The sequence below is a fragment of the Micromonospora sp. WMMC273 genome (assembly GCF_027460285.1).
GTDB lineage: Bacteria > Actinomycetota > Actinomycetes > Mycobacteriales > Micromonosporaceae > Micromonospora > Micromonospora aurantiaca.
In genome coordinates this window covers 2827653-2843725 of sequence record NZ_JAPZBE010000001.1, presented here as the reverse complement: position 1 = coordinate 2843725, position 16073 = coordinate 2827653, and the positions used below count along the sequence as shown (strand labels likewise).

Here is a 16073-nt window from a genome sequence, read left to right as displayed (position 1 = left end):
GGAAGGAATGTCCGCCGGGGAATCACGTTGGCCCGTCCGCGGGGCAGACCGCGCCACGGGCCAGCCCGTCGGCGGTGAGCTGCACCAGTTCCGCCCCGAGCGTCGCCGCCTGCCGCAGCGCCGACTCGAATGCGTGCAGCCGCCGGAACGCCTCCCCGTAAGCCTCTTGCTCCTCCCGCGACACCCGCCGCACCTGCGCCCGCCGCACGTCGAACCGCAGCGTCCCCGACAAGCTCGACGCCTGCCGCTCATTCGTCGACGTCCGCAACTGCCCGGCAAGGAACCACGAATCCAGCGCCGCCGGATTCGGCCGCAGCAGATACAGGTTGCGCCCCAACAGCGCACCCTCCGCCGTCACCACCCGGGCGGTGAGCTGCCGCGCGATCATCGGCACCACCACGTCCCCGGTCGTTAGGGCGATCTCCTGCCCAAGTCGCCCGTCGTCGCGGCCCGAGGGCTCGCCACCGCCGAGCACGTCCGGCACGGTCAGCACTGGTCTCCCGTCACCGGCCGGCCCACCGTCTTCGCCGGAGGCAGCGCCTCGGATTGGCCCCAGAAGCTGCAACGCGCCGGCCCGGACCAGCTCGCCGACCGTGAGGAACTCTCCCTGACCCTCGTCGGCTGCTGGCGTGACCTGCGGCATCAACGTGGGTAGGTCGGCGACGACGGCGGCGAGGCGCTCGCGTGTGCGTACCAGATGTTCGCCTGTCGCCTCGCCCGCGACGGCGGGCTGGCGACGCGCGGGGGTGAGGTCGATCTCCTCGTCGAGCAGTTCGATGACCGGGACGGCGCGGGCGTAGCCGGGCTCGTCGATGTCGCCGTCGTTGGCGAAGAACCGCCAGGTGTCGAGGATGCGGGTGTGGTCGCCGGTGGCGGCGTCGACGAGCAGCGTCCGCGCCGGTGGCGGCGCGTCGGCCGGTGGGCGGCGCAGCACCCACAGGTGCAGGGGTACGCCGTGCGGCGCGGCTGCCCCCGGCGGCAGCGCGATGACGGCGCGTAGCACGCCGCGGCGCAGCAGCTCGGCGCGGATGCGGCGGCCGGGCCGGCGGCCGGCCACGGCGGGGGGCATGAGGAGTACGGCGTGGCCGCCGGGGCGCAGGTGGGCCAGCGCGTGCTGGACCCAGGCCAGCTCCGGTTCGGTACGTGGGGTGGTGCCGACGATCCAGCGGGGGTCGTGGCCGAGTTCCTCGTCGCCCAAGTTGCTGGCGCCGAAGGGTGGGTGGCAGACGACCGCGTCGAACGTGCGTCCGGAGTAGTCGTCGGCGCGCAGCGAGTCGCCGGTGCTCACCTCGCCTGGTACGTCGCGCAGCGCCAGCCACAGTCCGGCGAGCCGGGCGAGGTCGGGGTCGAGTTCCTGCCCGTACGCGGAGGTGCAGCCGGCGCGGACGGCGGCGCGCAGTGTGGCGCCGGTGCCGGCGGCGGGGTCGAGGACGGAGCCGCCCGCGACGGCGGCGAGCCCGGCCATCAGGTCGGCCACGTCGTCGGGGGTGGCGTGCGGGCGGGCCGGTCCGGGGGCGGAGAAGCGCTGCCAGAGCGCGTCGAAGGCGCCCTGCGGACCGAGTTCGTCGGCGAGCGCGTCGATGTCCGGTGCCAGCGCCTTGAGCTGCGGGTCTGCCGGGCGGGTGGGGCGTTGGCCGCGTTGCCGGGTGAGCAGCCGGGCGCCGACGGCGGCGAGTCCGGCGGCCGGTGAGGCGCCGGCCGGGGCGAGATGCCGCCAGAGCCGGTCGGCGGTGGCGAGTTCCGGGAGCTTGCCCTGGGCGTGCAGCCAGCGTTCGACCTGGGCGAGGTCGAACTCCGGGCTGGTGGCGCTGCCGCCGACCGGGTCGGGGAAGTCGCCGTGCCGTTTGCGCCAGTTGCTGACGGCGGCCCGGCCGACACCGGCGAGCCGGGCGATCTCCGCTGCGGTGATTGTCGGTGTCTCCTGCACGTTCGGAGTGTGTCACACATGTCAAGCATCATGCTTGTTGACACGGTTCACAGATGATGCTCTCATTGACGCCGCCACGTTCACAGCAGGAGGAAAACGATGCGCAAGACCACCACGCTCGCCCTGACCGCCGGCGCCCTTGTCGCCCTGGGCTGCGGTGCCGGCACCGCCGAGGACACCACCGGCAGCAAGGCGGAATCCGGCACCGAGGCGACCGCCGCCGACACCGACGGCGGCAAGGCGGACGCCGGCAAGAGCGACGACAAGCCGAAGACCGCGAAGATCGGTCAGCCGGCGCGCGACGGCAAGTTCGAGTTCACCGTCAAGTCCGCCAAGTGCGGCGTCAGCAAGGTCGGCTCGTCGGCGTTCGGCGCCAAGGCGCAGGGCCAGTTCTGCCTGGTCACGCTCAATGTGAAGAACATCGGCAAGGAGTCGCAGATGTTCGACGGCAGCAGCCAGAAGGCGTACGCCGCCAACGGCACCGAGTACTCCGCCGACGGCTCGGCCGCCCTCTACGCCAACAAGAACGCCGAGACGTTCCTCAACGACATCAACCCCGGCAACCAGGTCACCGGCGTGGTCGTCTTCGACATCCCGAAGGACGTCAAGCTCGCCCGCCTGGAGCTGCACGACTCGCCGTTCTCCGGCGGCGTGACCGTCTCTCTGAGCTGACCTGACCGGAAGCCGCGGCGGGACGGGTCCCACCCCCGTCCCGCACCCCCCAACCGAGAGGAACCGCAATGTCCGACCCGACCCAGCCCGCGCCGCCCGAGCCGACCGGCTACGCGACGATGCCGACCCCGCCCGCCGCGGCGAACCGCCCCGCAGGCGCGCGTCCCCTCGTCGCCGGCGGCGTCGTGCTCGCGCTCGCGATCAGCGGCGTCGTCCTGGCCGGCGCGCTCACCGAGGACGAGAAGGCGCAGCCGGTCACCGCTGCTCAGCGCAGCGCCGCCCCCGCCTCGGCGTCCCCGTCCGCCGCGCCCACCACGGCGGCTCCGACCACCGCCGCGCCAACCTCGGCCGCGCCGGCCACCACCGAGCCGCCGGCTCCGTCGCCCACCCCGAAGCCGAAGGTCGTCAAGGGACGCGGCGACGACGTGGTGCGCATCCCCGACCTGACCGACCTCGCGGTCGTCAAGTTCACCTGCCGGTGCAGCAGCAACACGGTCCTCACCAGCGACGGCGACGGGTTGCTCGTCAACGAGATCGGCTCCTACACCGGCAAGCGGTGGATCAACCTGGAGGACGGCTCGCTGACCACGCAGTTCGAGATCGAGGCCAGCGGCTCGTGGACGCTGACCATCGGCACCGTCGCGCAGCTGGCCACCACGTCGGAGACCGGAAGGGCGTCCGGCAAGGGTGACGACGTGCTGCTGCTCGGCGGCGACGCCACCGCAGTTCGGATCACCCACCGGCGCGGGTCGTCCAACTTCGTCGTGCACGCGTACTCGCTGGACGACGGCGAGGGCGGCCTGCTCGTCAACGAGATCGGCGCCTACTCCGGGGTCCGCCCGCTCACCACGCCCGCGCTCGTGCAGATCACCGCCGACGGCAACTGGACCTTCGCACCGGCCTGACCGTCCGCCCTCCCCCGCCCGTCAGGAGACACCATGCGACCCGACGAGTTCCGCCACGCCCTGAGCCTGCTGCCCGCACCCCTGTACGAGCGCGCCCTGCCGCTGCGCCGCTACGTCTTCCGCACCACCTGCCCGCAGTGCCAGCGCATCGGCGACGCGGTCACCCTCGCCCTGACCGCGGCGCACTACGACCAGCTCGCCTCGGCCGGACAGCTCCTGGACAACGCCACCCGTCTCGCCGAGGAGCACGGCACCGACTGCCGGCCACGCCCCGAGCCGGAACGGGGACGTGGGCAGGTCCAGCGGTGGGCGACGGCGTCTGCGCCGGTCGTCGCCGCGACCGACGCGAGCTGGAAGGGCCGTGCCGGCGGCATCGGGTACGTGGTGAGCGACGGCCGGTACGGGCTGCGCAGCCGGGGCACGGGCCGTCTGGACCCGACCGGCGCGTCCCGTGTGCTGATCAACGAGTTGCGGGCGGTGGACTTCCTGCTCACCGCGTACGACGACCCGCCGCCGGCGATGACGGTGCTGGTGGACAGCCTCTCCGCGTTGCGGTGGTTGCACCGCTGGCAGTCCGGCGAGGTGGCGGACATGCCGGCCGGGTACAGCCTGCGCCGGCGCCGCTGGGCCGACCGGCCGACGCTGGTACGTCTTGCCGACCAGGTCAGCCGGCGCCCGGACCTGACCTTCCAGCACGTAAAGGCGCACAGCGGGCACGCGCTCAACGAGGCCGCCGACGGCCTGTCGCACATGGCCCGGCGCCGGGTCGGGGAGAGCTTCGACGTACGCCCTCGGGCGCGGGCGCTGGCCGAGGCGTTCCTGCGGGACTGGCACGCCAGCCTCGTCCGCTGACCTCTCACCCCGGGCGCGTCACCAGTCGCGGGCCCAGTCCGGTGGCGGTACGACGGCGAGCTGCGGCTCCCCGCTGATCGGTTCGAGCGCGTGCACGATCCGCAGGTCCCCGTCGGCGGCGGCGTCGGGGTCGGTCAGCACCCGGCCGCTGCTGCCGTCGGCGCTCACCAGCACCCACCGGTCAGGATGGACGCCGCCGTCGTCGACGAGCGCCCGTACGCCGAACTCGCGGGCGAGAGTGACCGCGAGATCGCGCTCGCCGTGGCCGGTGGCGGCGGCCAGCTCGGTGTCACCGGTGAGGATCCAGCCGAATCCCTCGTCCGCATCGGGCGGGGTGAGCATCGCCACCGGCCGTGGGTCGTCGACGGCCCGGTCCTCGACCCGCCCGACGTACACGCTCTCCGGCGCGACGCCGTACTCCGTCAGCAGGAACGCACGCACGGCATCCGCCGGCAGCTCGGCCTCGAAGTGAATCCGATACCGCACCCCTACCCCTCTCCGAAGCCGAGCCCGATCCGCCACAGTCTCTTGCCCCGGCGGCCCGCCGGGGAGTTGGCTGTCGAGTATGGCCCGCATCGCGTACCACGACGCCGACGCCGAGGCGTTCGCCGCGACCCGGCACCTCACCGACGACGGTCTCACGGCCTGGCGGGCCGCCGTCGCCCGGCACCTCACCCCGCGTCCGGGCATGCGACTGCTCGACCTGGGCGCCGGGACCGGTAGCTGGGCACGCGCGTTCACCGACTGGTTCCCCGGCATCGAGGTCGTCGCCGTCGAGCCTTCGGCGGCGATGCGCGCCCGCTGCATGTTCGCGCTACTCGTCGCAGGCGACGCCGGGCACATCCCCCTGGCCGACGGCAGTGTCGACGGCGCCTGGCTGTCCACGGTCATCCACCACGTGCCCGACCTGGCCGCGACGGCACGCGAGCTGCGCCGGGTGCTGCGGCCCGGGGCCCCGGTGCTCGTCCGGTCCGCGTTCGCCGGACGGCACGAGGCGATCACGCTGTTCGACTACTTCCCGGAGGCGATCCGCGTGCTCGACACGTACCCGAGCATCGCCGACGTCGGGGCCGCCTTCGCCGCCGCCGGCTTCGCCACCGCGGCGGTCGAGGCGGTCCCGCAGGTCACCGCACCCTCGCTGCGGGAGGCGGCGGCCGGTCTGCGCCGGGAGGCGCACACGCCGCTTCAGCTCATCACCGATGCGGAGTACGCCGCCGGCGTCCAGCGGCTACGCGAGGCAGCAAGGACGGTCGACCGCCCGGTCGTCGACGCCTTGGATCTGCTCGTGCTGCGCTGAAACACGCGGTTAAGGTGGGGCGATGGATCATCGTCAGTGGACGGTCGTCGGGGCGCCGTCGAGCGCCGGTGCCCACACCCCCGGCATCGAGCGCGCACCCGCCGCCCTGCGCGCCGCCGGCCTGCTCGACCTGCTGGGCGCCGACGTCGAGGACGCCGGTGACGTGCCGGGCTTCCGGTGGCGGCCGGATCCGGCGTACCCCAGGGGTCAGAACGCGGGCGCGGTGGCCGCCGTCGCCTCGGCGGTGGCCGACCGGGTCGCGGCGGCGCTGGGCCGGGGGCGCGCGCCGCTGGTGCTCGGCGGCGATTGCACGGTGACCGTCGGCCTGGTCGCCGGTTGCGCGCGGGCCGGGCTGTCGCCCGCGCTGGTGTACGTGGACGGCGGCCCGGATCTCTACACGCCGGAGACCCGCGCCAACGGCAACCTTGATGCGATGGGGCTGGCGCACATGCTGGGCCTGCCGGGGACGCTGCCCGAGGTGGCCGGTGTCGGGCCGGCGGTGCCGCTGCTGTCGCCGGAGCGGGTGGTGGTGTACGGGGACTCGCTGCCCCGGGGTGACCACGAGCGGGAACTGGTGGCGGAGCTGGGGCTGGCGTACGTGCCTGCCGACGAGGTGCACGCCGACGCGCGGGCGGCGGCGCGCCGGGCCCGGTCGGTTGCCGAGGGCGCGGCCGACCGGTTCGTGGTCCACTTCGACGTGGACGTGCTGAGTTTCGTGGACGCGCCGCTGGCGGACGTGCCGGAGCCGTTCGGGCTCAGCCTGGACGAGGCGGCGGCGACGCTGGCGGAGCTGGTGGCGAGCCCGCGGTTCGCCGGGTTGTCGGTCACCGAGATCAACCCGGATCATCTGCCCGACAACGAGCTGCTCCCTCGGTTCGCCGGCGTGCTCGCCGGGGCGCTGACCGGGCGCTAGGCGGTTTCCGCGAGGTGCATCGGCAGCACCTTGGCGGCGCTCACCGCCAGCTCGCGGTCGAGCACCTGGTCGCGGGGCACGAACACCATCGCCTGTCCCTCGCCGAGCACCACGTCCTCCTGCCGGGCGTCGGTGGCGCCGCGGAACACGTACACGGTGACGGCGTGCGGAAAGCCGTCCTCGTGCGGGCGGGGGCCGCTCCACAGCAGGTGCAGCTCACCGGCGGTCAGGCCGGTCTCCTCGCGTAGCTCGCGGCGGGCGGCCTGCTCCGGTGTCTCGCCGGGCTCGATGCTGCCGCCGGGCAGGCCCCACTGGTACGGCGACACCGAGGTGTTGCCGTCGCGGTGCTGCATGAGGATCGCGCCGGTCGGGTCGACGAGCAGGACGAGAGCGACGTCGTATGCGGCCACGTCCTGAGCCTGCCACGCGGCACTGGCGATGCGCAGTCCCGACTTTCTGCCATGCAGATCGAAAGTTCGATTCGGAGCATCGAAAGCCATAGACATATGAACATGGCTTTTGTAGCGTCGGCGCACAGGCGACGAAGGAGTACGACCATGTGCTACGGATTCGACGGACAGGCCGCGCTGCGGCAGTCGCTGGACCGGCGCGACCTGCTGCGCGGCTCTCTGGCGGCATTGGCCGGAATCGGGCTCGCCACCGGGCTCGGCGCGACTGCCGCCCAGGCCGGCGGCGGGCACCATCACGGCCGGCGCCCGGTGCCCAAGGAACTGATCAGTCTCCAGCTCTGGACGGTCCGCGACGCGCTCAACGGCTCGCCCGGCTACGACGCGACGCTGGCGCACCTGGCCCGCATCGGCTACCCGCGGGTCGAGCTGGCGCTGGGCTACTTCGGCCGTACCGCGCGGGAGCTGCGCCGGTTCCTGGACGGCATCGGCATCAAGGCCAGTTCCAGCCACGACGGCATCGCCGCCGACGCCGCCGCGCTGGACCAGAAGATCGCGAACGCCCGGACGCTGGGCCAGCGGTTCATGGTGGTGCCGTACCTGAACTCCGACCGCGAGGACGACTGGAAGCGCTGGGCGGAGCAGATGAACGTCGAGGCCGCCGCCGCGCGCAGGGCGGGCCTGCGGTACGGCTACCACAACCACGCGCACGAGTTCACCATCGACTTCGGCAACGGGCGGCGGCCGTGGGACGTGCTGACCGAGGAACTCGACCCGCGCCTGGTCCACCTGGAGATCGACATCTACTGGGCGGTCACCGGCGGCATCACCTCCGGCGAGGGTGTCGACGACCCGGAGGGCTTCACGCTCGACGTGATCCGCTCGGCGCCGCAGCGGGTGTTGCAGTACCACGTCAAGGACCGCGACCCGGCCACCGGCGACATGGCGGACCTGGGCACCGGCATGATCGATTTCGCGCGGATCTTCCGGGGGCACCAGGTGATGGAGTACATCGTGGAGAACGACACCCCTGATGTGACGCCGCAGCAGACCGCCGCCGTCGGCTACCGCTACCTGCGCCGCCTGCGGTTCTGACCCCCGGCGGGGCACTGATCGCCGCCGGACGTGACACGCTCGGGGGTGGCCGCGCCGACCGAGGGGGTACGCGATGACCGACGAGCCGGACGACGTCCACTACGACCGCCTCTATCGCGACGCCGAGCGCCCGCCCTGGGAGATCGGCGGCCCGCAGCCGGCGCTCGCCGCGGTCCTCGACACCGGGGTACGCGGCCCGCGCGTGCTCGACGTCGGCTGCGGCACCGGTGAGCTGGCGCTCGCGCTGGCTCGCCGCGGCCACGACGTGACAGGCGTCGACATCTCACCGGTGGCGATCGGCCAGGCCCGGGCCAAGGCTGCTGCGGCGGGTCTGCCGGTGCGCTTCGAGGTGTGCGATGCGACCCGGATCCCGGTGCCGCCGGTGCCGTACGACTCGGTGTTCGACTCCGGGCTGCTGCACTCGCTGGACCGGCGGGGCGCTGCCGTACGCGACTACCTGGCTCTGCTGCCGCGCCTGACCGCGCCCGGCGGCGCGGTGTTCGTGCTGGCGGTGTCGCCAGACGCGGGCGAGGGCTGGGGCCTGGACGCGGACACGCTGCGCGCGGCCTTCCCCGCACCGCTCTGGACGCACGTCACGATCGAGCCGATCGACGTGCTCGCCCGGGTCGGCGGCGCGGACCTGCGCCTGGCCGGGAATCTGCTCCGCGCCACCCGCTCCCCCGCCGGCCCGTAATGTTCCGGCCGCCTGGCGCCAGCGGTGTCAGCGACGCCAGTGCTGGCGTGGGGCGTAGCCCTCGCGGCGCAGCCAGTGTTCGGTGTAGACGATCCGGTCGGCCTCGATCACGACGAGCGGGTCCTCGGGCGGCTCGGACAGCGACCGGCCCCGCTCGGCGTGCTCGTTCTCCCAGCGGAACGCGGCCCAGTGGCGGGCCCGGTCGGGGTGCTCCGGGCCGAGTACCCGGGCGGTGCCGAACACCTGGGCGCCGCGGCTGCTGGCCAGGCCGACAAGCGGCGCGGTGCGTCCTCGATCATGACGGCACCCCACCGGCCGGGCTCAGGCCACAGGCGCGGTGCTGGCGCGCAGCACCACCTCGCCGGGCAGGCGCACGATCCGGCGGCGGCGGCCGGCGTTCTCGGTCAGGGCCAGCTTCATCGCCTCCTCGCCGAGCCGGTGCAGCGGCAGCGCCACTGTGGTCAGCGGCGGGGTGAGGTCGCGCACGACAGGGATGTCGTCGAAGCCGGCGACCGAGACGTCGCCGGGGACCGACAGCCCGCGGTCGCGCAGCGCCGCGTACGCGCCGACGGCCATCACGTCGGTGCACGCGAACACGCAGGTGGCGTCGAGCCCGCGGTCGAGCAGCTCGGTCATCGCCCGGTAGCCGCCGTCGCGGGTGAACGCCGCCTCGGCCACCGCGCCCGGGTCGAGCGCCACACCGGCGGCGGCCAGTTCGTCGCGGAACCCGCCGAGCCGGTCGGCGACGGTGGTCAGCTCGGGCGGACCGGACAGCACCGCGAAGCGACGGTGCCCCAGGCCCAGCAGCGTGCGGGCCAGTTCGGCGGCGCCGGCCCGGTTCTCCGGCAGCACGCTGTCGACCTTCAGGGTGCGGTGCCGGCTGACCACCGCGACCCGGCCACCACCGTCGAGGTAGGGCGCCAGCTCGGCGGCCATCGCCCGCTCCCAGCGGGGATCCTCGAAGCCGGAGCCGATGAGCAGGATCGCCGGGGCACGTTCGGCGCGCAGCATCGACACGTACGCGATCTCGCGTTCCGGGTCGCGGAACGTGCTGGCGAGCATGACCAGCAGGTCGTTGTCGGCGGCGACCCGCATGACGCCGCCGGCGACGGCGGCGAAGTAGGGGTCGGTGACGTCGTGGCAGACCACGCCGACGCTGCGCCGGGACGCGCCGGCCAGCGCGCGGGCGTGGGCGTTCGGGGTGTACGCGAGGCGCGCGGCGGCGGCCAGGACGCGGTCGTGCAGGTGCGGGGTGACGCGCCTGCCGTTGAGTGCCCGGGAGGCGGTGGCCAGGGAGACGTCGGCCGCTCTGGCCACGTCTTCCAGCGTCACGTGCGACATCGATGCGTCTCCCTGCGGAACGTCTTGACCCGGTGTTCCGGCGTGGCTACGGTAGCACCCTGAAAGCGCTTACTGAAAGCGCATTCACCTGCGGGGAGGCCCAGTGGAACGCACGTCCGTCGGCATCATCCTCAACGGCGTCACCGGCCGGATGGGCTACCGGCAGCACCTCGTCCGGTCCCTGCTCGCCATCCGCGAGCAGGGCGGCGTGCCGGCCCGCGACGGCAGCCGCATCTGGCCCGAGCTGACCCTCGTCGGCCGCGACGAGAACCGGCTCGCCGCCATCGCCGCCCGGCACGGACTGACGGCGTACACGACGGACCTGGACGCGGCGCTCGCCGACGACGCCCACCAGATCTACTTCGACGCGCAGGTGACCACCGCGCGGGAGAAGGCGATCCGGACGGCGATCGAGGCCGGCAGGCACGTCTACACCGAGAAGCCGCTCGCCGAGGGGTTCCTCGCCTCGCTGGAGCTGGCCCGGCTCGCCGAGGCAAAGGGCGTCCGCAACGGCGTCGTGCAGGACAAGTTGTTCCTGCCCGGGCTGCGCAAACTGAAGCGGCTCGTGGACGGCGGCTTCTTCGGCCGGATCCTGTCCGTGCGCGGCGAGTTCGGCTACTGGGTGTTCGAGGGCGACTGGCAGGCCGCGCAGCGTCCGAGCTGGAACTACCGCGCCGAGGACGGCGGCGGCATCACGCTGGACATGTTCCCGCACTGGCACTACGTGCTGGAGCAGATCATCGCCCCGGTCACCGCCGTCACCGCTGTCACCGCCACGCACATCCCCGAACGCGTCGACGAGTCCGGCACCCGCTACCGGGCCACCGCCGACGACGCCGCGTACGGCATCTTCGAACTGGCCGGCGGGATCGTCGCGCAGGTCAACTCCTCCTGGGCGGTCCGGGTGCACCGGGACGAACTGGTCGAGTTCCAGGTCGACGGCACGCACGGCAGTGCCGTGGCCGGGCTGCGCGACTGCCGCATCCAGCACCGCGGCGCCACCCCGATGCCGGTGTGGAACCCCGACCTGCCGGTCACCGAGCCGTTCCGCGCGCAGTGGCAGACCGTGCCGGACAACGGCGAGCACGACAACGCGTTCAAGGTGCAGTGGGAGGCGTTCCTGCGGCACGTCGTCGACGACGAGCCGTTCCCGTGGGACTTCCTCGCCGGTGCGCGCGGCGTGCAACTCGCCGAGGCCGGGCTGCGCTCGGCCCGCGAGGGGCGGCGGGTGACGATCGAGGAGATCCCTCGGTGAGCAAGCACATCACGCTGCCCACACCGGACGGCGGCACCGAGAAGCTGACGCTGCGCGAACCACCCGCGTGGCGACGACCGTCCGGGCCACCGGCCGGCCGGATCGCGTACGCGGCCGCGCACGTCGTCGCCGACCCGTACGCCGACAACTCCCCCGGCCGCCCGGCGGGGCTGGACTGGGACGCGACGCTCGCGGTGCGGCGTGACCTGTGGTCGTGGGGCCTCGGTGTGGCCGAGGCGATGGACACGGCGCAGCGCGGGATGGGGCTGGACTGGGCGGCCACGCGGGAGCTGATCCGGCGCAGCGCCGCCGAGGCCGCCGCCTGCGGCGGGCGCATCGTCGCCGGGGCCGGCACCGACCAGCTCACCGGTGTCCCCGGCACGCTCGACGAGGTGGTCGCCGCGTACGCCGAGCAGGTCGCCGTGGTCCAGGAGTGCGGTGCCACGCCGGTGCTGATGGCCAGCCGGCACCTCGCCGCGCTCGCCACCGGCCCGGACGACTACCTGCGCGTCTACGAGCGGGTGCTGCGGGAGGCCGGCGCGCCGGTGGTGCTGCACTGGCTCGGCGACATGTTCGACCCGGCGCTGTCCGGCTACTGGGGTTCGACCGACCTGGACGAGGCCACCGCGACGTTCGCGGCGCTGGTGCACGCCCACGCCGGCCTGGTCGACGGGGTGAAGGTGTCGCTGCTGGACGCCGCCCGGGAGGTGCGGCTGCGGGAGCTGCTGCCACCGGCCGTGCGGGTCTACACCGGCGACGACTACCACTACCCGGAGCTGATCGAGGGCGACGGGAAGCGGTTCAGCCACGCGCTGCTCGGCGCGTTCGCGGCCATCGCCCCGGCCGCGTCGGCCGCGCTGGAACGGCTCGACGCGGACGACCGGGCCGGGTTCCGGGCGATCCTCGACCCGACGGTGCCGCTGTCCCGGCACCTGTTCGCCCCGCCCACGCCGTACTACAAGACCGGCATCGCGTTCCTGTCCTGGCTCAACGGACGGCAGCCGGGCTTCACCATGCTCGGCGGTCTGCACGGCGGGCGCGGCGTCCCGCACCTGGTGGAGGCGTTCCGGCTGGCCGACGCCGCCGGGCTGCTCGGTGACCCGGAGTTGGCGGCGCGGCGGATGCGCGCGTACCTGGACGTCGCGGGCGTGCCCGGATGACCGCCGATCCCCGGCTGGCGCGGCTGTCGCTCAACCAGCGCACCACGCAGCGCTGGTCGGTGGCGCAGGCGGTCGACGGGTGCGTGCGCGCCGGCATCCCGGCGATCGGGCTGTGGCGCGAGCCGGTGGCGGAGATCGGCGTACCGGCCGCCGCGCGGCTCGTCGCGGACGCCGGGCTGCGGGTGTCGTCGCTGTGCCGGGGCGGGTTCCTCACCGCTGCCGACGCCGCCGGACGGGCCGCGGCTCTCGCGGACAACCGGCGCGCGATCGACGAGGCCGCCGAGCTGCGCGCCGCCTGCCTGGTGCTCGTCGTCGGCGGCCTGCCGCCCGGCTCCCGCGACCTGGCGGGCGCGCGGCAGCGGGTCGCCGACGCGCTGGCCGCGCTGGCGCCGTACGCGGCCGAGCGCGGGGTACGCCTCGCGCTGGAACCGCTGCACCCGATGTACTGCGCCGACCGGGCGGTGCTGTCCACGCTCGGGCAGGCGCTGGACCTGGCCGAGGCGTTCCCGGCCGAGCAGGTCGGCGTCGTGGTGGACACCTTCCATGTCTGGTGGGATCCGGACGTGTGGCGGCAGATCGCCCGCGCCGGGGCACGGATCGCGAGCTTCCAGGTGTGCGACTTCCTCACCCCGCTGCCGGCCGACGTGCTGCTGGGGCGCGGCATGATGGGCGACGGGCACATCGACTTCCCGCCGCTGCGCCGCGCGGTGGAGGCCGCCGGATACGCCGGTGACGTCGAGGTGGAGATCTTCAACGCCGAGGTGTGGGCCACCGACCCGGACCTGGTCCTCGCCACCATGACCGCCCGGTACGTGGATCTGGTGCTCACGGACTGACCCAGAGTCACGAGTCCGGCCTGTCGGATAAATCAGGTGGCCGGCCCCCCGGATCCGGGGGCAGGATCGGGATCATGGCATCCCCGCACCTCATCACCCCGATCACCACCGACCTGCTGCGCGGCGCGCTCGACCTGGAACGGACAGCGGACGGGGTGCTGCCGCACCGGCTGCCCGCGTGGGCCCGGGCGCAGAACACCGACCCGCAGCTGACGATGGCCGAGGCGATGCCGTCGGGCGTACGGCTGGCGTTCCGGACCCGCGCCACCACAGTCGAACTGGACGTGCTGCCCATGAAGATGGTCTACCGGGGCACCGGGCCGCGTCCCGACGGCCGCTACGACCTGGTCGTCGACGGCCACCTCGCCGGTCAGGCCACCGCCGACGGCGGCAAGGTGCTCACCGTCGACCTGGCCACCGGCACGTCCGGCGTCGAGCCGGGTCCGGTCGCCACGGTGCGCTTCACCGGCCTGCCCGCCACCGACAAGGAGGTGGTGATCTGGCTGCCGCAGCGAGAGATCACCGAGCTGGTGGCGTTGCGCACCGACGCGCCGGTCGAGCCGGCCGGCAGGGACGGCCGCCGGGTGTGGCTGCACCACGGCAGCTCGATCAGCCACGGCTCGGACGCGGAGAGCCCCACCGGCACCTGGCCGGCGATCGCCGCCACGCTCGCCGGCGTGGAGCTGGTCAACCTCGGGTTCAGCGGCAGCGCGCTGCTCGACCCGTTCACCGCGCGGGCGATGCGCGACACCCCGGCCGACCTGATCAGCATCAAGATCGGCATCAACGTGGTGAACGCCGACCTGATGCGGCTGCGCGCGTTCGGTCCCGCCGTGCACGGCTTCCTGGACACCATCCGCGAGGGGCATCCGGAGACCCCGCTGCTTGTCGTGTCGTCGATCCTGTGCCCGGTCCAGGAGGACACGCCCGGCCCGGGCGCAGTCGACCTCGTCGACGGGAAGGTGCGGTTCCGGGCCACCGGCGACCCGGCCGACGTGGCATCCGGCCGGCTCTCGCTGCGCGTCATCCGCGCCGAACTGGCCCGGATCGTGGCGTCCCGGGCCGGCGCCGACCCGAACCTGCACTACCTCGACGGGCTGGAGCTGTACGGCGAGGCCGACTACGCCGAGCTGCCGCTGCCCGACGAGCTGCACCCCGACCCGGCCGCCGACCGGCGCATCGGCGAGCGGTTCGCCGCGCTGGCGTTCGGACCGAAGGGACCGTTCGCCGCGGCGGAGTGACGGACACCTACCCACGGCGTGGTGTGACCCAGGTCACGCCGCGCCGTGATCCGTCGGAGGGTCCGTGATCGACCATCTAGGCGTGGGAGGAAGCAAACAGGACGAGGAGCGGCTGCTGCGGCGGGTCGCGCGCGCCGACCTGGACGCGTTCGACGAGCTGTACCGGCGTACGTCGCCGTGGCTCGCGATCCGGCTGCGGCGGCGGTGCGCCGACGACGGCATCGTGGCCGAGGTCCTCCAGGACACGTACCTCACGGTGTGGCGGGCCGCCGGCTCGTTCAGCGGGCTGCGGCGCTCCGGTGGCGCGGACGCGCCGGGCGGCTCGGCCGCCGGCTGGATCTGGACCATCGCGGCCCGGCGCCTGGTCGACGCGCTGCGCCGCCGCGCCCGGGTGCAGGAGGTGCCGACCGACATCCTGCCGGTGCGCAGCTCGCCGGCCGCCGAGGACGAGGCGCTCGCCGGGTCGTTCGGCTCGGAGGTGGGAGCCGCGCTGGACGCGCTGGCCCCGGAACTGCGGGCGGTGCTCGCCGCGATGGTCCTGGACGGACTGACCGTCCGGGAGACCTCCGTCCTGCTGGGGGTGCCGGAGGGCACCGTGAAGAGCCGGGCGCGGCGTGCCCGCAACGCGCTACGGGAGGCACTGGCATGACGGCTCACGTTCCCCCGCCGGCACTGGCCGCGTACGCGGCGGGCGGCCCCGACGACGACGCCGCCGCCTGGACGATCGAGGTGCACCTGGAGGGCTGCGCCGAGTGCCGCGACCGGCTCGGCGACCTGGCCGCACCGCCACTGCGGGCGCTGCTCGGCGACGCCCGGGAGGCGATCCTGGAACAGGCGCGCACCGGGCCGCAGCCGGTGCGCCGGCGCCCGTTGCGACGGTGGTGGCTGCGCTGGACCGACTGGTCGATGCTGGCCTGGGCAGCCATGACGTGCACGGCGATCCTCGCGGCGGTGCTGCTGGACCGCAACTTTCCGGAGCAGCCCTCGGCGGTGCTGCTGCTCGCGCCGGTGGCGCCGCTCGCGGGGCTCGCGGTGGCCTGGTCACATCGCGCCAACCCGAACTGGGAGGTGGTCGCCGGCACCGCCCGCGCCGGGCTGGAGCTGCTGCTTCGCCGTACCCTCGCGGTTCTGCTCCTGGTGGCGCCGGTGCTCGCCATAGCCGGGTTCGCGGTCGGCCGCAACCCCGCGCTGTGGCTGCTGCCCTGCCTGACGTTCACCGCGGCGACGCTGCTGCTCGGCAGCCGCGTCGGGGTGCCGCTGGCCGCCGCGCTCCTCGGCGGCGGCTGGCTCGCAGCGGTCGCGGCCATGTCGTTCACCGGCGCCGCCGACGCGGCCCGCGCCGCCGCCACGACCGAGGCCCTGCTCCGGCCCGCGACCATGCCCGCCTGGGCGGCGGCCGCCGTCGTGCTCACAGTGCTGACCACGCTGCGCGCCGAACACCTGCGGCGGCCCGCCGGCTGACGCCGGCCCCCGGAACC

General features: G+C 74.0%; 17 protein-coding genes and 1 pseudogene. 13 read left to right on the top strand and 5 right to left on the bottom strand.

Annotated features, from left to right (window positions below):
- Positions 1–22: 22 nt before the first annotated feature.
- Positions 23–1927 (bottom strand): N-6 DNA methylase, encoded by a 1905-nt coding sequence (locus O7611_RS13220; RefSeq protein WP_269696914.1) that lies wholly within the window; start codon positions 1925–1927, stop codon positions 23–25.
- 99 nt (positions 1928–2026) lie between these two features.
- Here O7611_RS13220 and O7611_RS13215 point away from each other — a divergent pair, with 99 nt between their 5' ends.
- The 3 genes from O7611_RS13215 to O7611_RS13205 all read left to right on the top strand — a co-directional run bounded on the left by O7611_RS13215 (position 2027) and on the right by O7611_RS13205 (position 4356).
- Positions 2027–2599, top strand: a complete 573-nt coding sequence (locus tag O7611_RS13215; RefSeq protein WP_269696913.1) for a DUF4352 domain-containing protein — start codon at positions 2027–2029, stop codon at positions 2597–2599.
- A 68-nt stretch (positions 2600–2667) separates the two neighbouring features.
- A complete protein-coding gene (locus O7611_RS13210) occupies positions 2668–3504 on the top strand; it encodes a hypothetical protein (RefSeq protein WP_269696912.1) in 837 nt (278 codons plus the stop codon).
- Between the two features lie 33 nt (positions 3505–3537).
- Positions 3538–4356, top strand: coding sequence for a ribonuclease HI (locus O7611_RS13205; protein ID WP_269696911.1), 819 nt, complete (start codon positions 3538–3540; stop codon positions 4354–4356).
- An 18-nt stretch (positions 4357–4374) separates the two neighbouring features.
- On the opposite strand, the gene O7611_RS13200 is transcribed toward O7611_RS13205, so the two are convergent.
- The gene (locus O7611_RS13200) at positions 4375–4842 is read right to left on the bottom strand and encodes a hypothetical protein (RefSeq protein WP_269696910.1); all 468 of its coding nucleotides are present in this window, start codon (positions 4840–4842) and stop codon (positions 4375–4377) included.
- Between the two features lie 79 nt (positions 4843–4921).
- Here O7611_RS13200 and O7611_RS13195 point away from each other — a divergent pair, with 79 nt between their 5' ends.
- Positions 4922–5653, top strand: a complete 732-nt coding sequence (locus tag O7611_RS13195; protein WP_269696909.1) for a class I SAM-dependent methyltransferase — start codon at positions 4922–4924, stop codon at positions 5651–5653.
- Between the two features lie 22 nt (positions 5654–5675).
- Positions 5676–6566 carry an arginase family protein gene (locus O7611_RS13190; protein ID WP_194802439.1) on the top strand — a complete coding sequence of 297 codons (891 nt, stop codon included), beginning with the start codon at positions 5676–5678 and terminating at the stop codon, positions 6564–6566.
- Here O7611_RS13190 and O7611_RS13185 read toward each other — a convergent pair.
- Entirely contained in the window at positions 6563–6976 is a 414-nt protein-coding gene (locus O7611_RS13185) for an NUDIX hydrolase (protein WP_194802438.1), read from the bottom strand. The two genes, O7611_RS13190 and O7611_RS13185, sit on opposite strands and share 4 nt — an antisense overlap.
- Positions 6977–7123: 147 nt before the next feature.
- On the opposite strand from O7611_RS13185, the gene O7611_RS13180 reads away from it, so the two are divergent.
- Together O7611_RS13180 and O7611_RS13175 are read left to right on the top strand one after the other, a co-directional pair.
- Positions 7124–8068, top strand: coding sequence for a sugar phosphate isomerase/epimerase family protein (locus tag O7611_RS13180; RefSeq protein ID WP_194802437.1), 945 nt, complete (start codon positions 7124–7126; stop codon positions 8066–8068).
- 73 nt (positions 8069–8141) lie between these two features.
- Positions 8142–8762, top strand: a complete 621-nt coding sequence (locus tag O7611_RS13175) for a class I SAM-dependent methyltransferase (protein WP_194802436.1) — start codon at positions 8142–8144, stop codon at positions 8760–8762.
- A 27-nt stretch (positions 8763–8789) separates the two neighbouring features.
- On the opposite strand, the pseudogene O7611_RS13170 reads toward O7611_RS13175, so the two are convergent.
- Both O7611_RS13170 and O7611_RS13165 read right to left on the bottom strand, forming a co-directional pair.
- Positions 8790–9053 (bottom strand): annotated as a pseudogene (locus O7611_RS13170) (pyridoxamine 5'-phosphate oxidase family protein); the annotation flags it as partial.
- Positions 9054–9083: 30 nt separating this feature from the next.
- A complete protein-coding gene (locus O7611_RS13165) occupies positions 9084–10103 on the bottom strand; it encodes a LacI family DNA-binding transcriptional regulator (protein ID WP_135240037.1) in 1020 nt (339 codons plus the stop codon).
- 103 nt (positions 10104–10206) lie between these two features.
- Between O7611_RS13165 and O7611_RS13160 the strand changes: the two genes are divergently transcribed.
- From O7611_RS13160 to O7611_RS13135, 6 genes are all read left to right on the top strand, one after another.
- Complete coding sequence (locus tag O7611_RS13160; protein ID WP_269696908.1) at positions 10207–11358, top strand: Gfo/Idh/MocA family protein; 1152 nt, start codon at positions 10207–10209, stop codon at positions 11356–11358.
- Positions 11355–12518, top strand: coding sequence for a dihydrodipicolinate synthase family protein (locus tag O7611_RS13155; RefSeq protein WP_269696907.1), 1164 nt, complete (start codon positions 11355–11357; stop codon positions 12516–12518). The genes O7611_RS13160 and O7611_RS13155 overlap by 4 nt, the downstream gene beginning before the upstream one ends.
- Positions 12515–13354, top strand: a complete 840-nt coding sequence (locus O7611_RS13150) for a sugar phosphate isomerase/epimerase family protein (protein WP_269696906.1) — start codon at positions 12515–12517, stop codon at positions 13352–13354. The genes O7611_RS13155 and O7611_RS13150 overlap by 4 nt, the downstream gene beginning before the upstream one ends.
- Before the next feature lie 74 nt (positions 13355–13428).
- Complete coding sequence (locus O7611_RS13145) at positions 13429–14595, top strand: SGNH/GDSL hydrolase family protein (RefSeq protein ID WP_269696905.1); 1167 nt, start codon at positions 13429–13431, stop codon at positions 14593–14595.
- Between the two features lie 64 nt (positions 14596–14659).
- Positions 14660–15244 (top strand): RNA polymerase sigma factor, encoded by a 585-nt coding sequence (locus tag O7611_RS13140; RefSeq protein WP_269696904.1) that lies wholly within the window; start codon positions 14660–14662, stop codon positions 15242–15244.
- Positions 15241–16056 carry a zf-HC2 domain-containing protein gene (locus O7611_RS13135; protein WP_194802429.1) on the top strand — a complete coding sequence of 272 codons (816 nt, stop codon included), beginning with the start codon at positions 15241–15243 and terminating at the stop codon, positions 16054–16056. Before O7611_RS13140 ends, O7611_RS13135 begins: the two co-directional genes overlap by 4 nt.
- The last annotated feature ends 17 nt before the right edge of the window (positions 16057–16073 follow it).

Bases quoted from the DNA above. Each gene is read 5' to 3' on its own strand.
- O7611_RS13150 (WP_269696906.1), top strand. From the start codon at position 12,515: ATGACCGCCGATCCCCGGCTGGCGCGGCTGTCGCTCAACCAGCGCACC.
- O7611_RS13175 (WP_194802436.1), top strand. From the start codon at position 8,142: ATGACCGACGAGCCGGACGACGTCCACTACGACCGCCTCTATCGCGAC.
- O7611_RS13215 (WP_269696913.1), top strand. From the start codon at position 2,027: ATGCGCAAGACCACCACGCTCGCCCTGACCGCCGGCGCCCTTGTCGCC.
- O7611_RS13205 (WP_269696911.1), top strand. From the start codon at position 3,538: ATGCGACCCGACGAGTTCCGCCACGCCCTGAGCCTGCTGCCCGCACCC.
- O7611_RS13145 (WP_269696905.1), top strand. From the start codon at position 13,429: ATGGCATCCCCGCACCTCATCACCCCGATCACCACCGACCTGCTGCGC.
- O7611_RS13135 (WP_194802429.1), top strand. From the start codon at position 15,241: ATGACGGCTCACGTTCCCCCGCCGGCACTGGCCGCGTACGCGGCGGGC.
- O7611_RS13180 (WP_194802437.1), top strand. From the start codon at position 7,124: ATGTGCTACGGATTCGACGGACAGGCCGCGCTGCGGCAGTCGCTGGAC.
- O7611_RS13195 (WP_269696909.1), top strand. From the start codon at position 4,922: ATGGCCCGCATCGCGTACCACGACGCCGACGCCGAGGCGTTCGCCGCG.
- O7611_RS13165 (WP_135240037.1), bottom strand. From the start codon at position 10,103: ATGTCGCACGTGACGCTGGAAGACGTGGCCAGAGCGGCCGACGTCTCC.
- O7611_RS13210 (WP_269696912.1), top strand. From the start codon at position 2,668: ATGTCCGACCCGACCCAGCCCGCGCCGCCCGAGCCGACCGGCTACGCG.
- O7611_RS13190 (WP_194802439.1), top strand. From the start codon at position 5,676: ATGGATCATCGTCAGTGGACGGTCGTCGGGGCGCCGTCGAGCGCCGGT.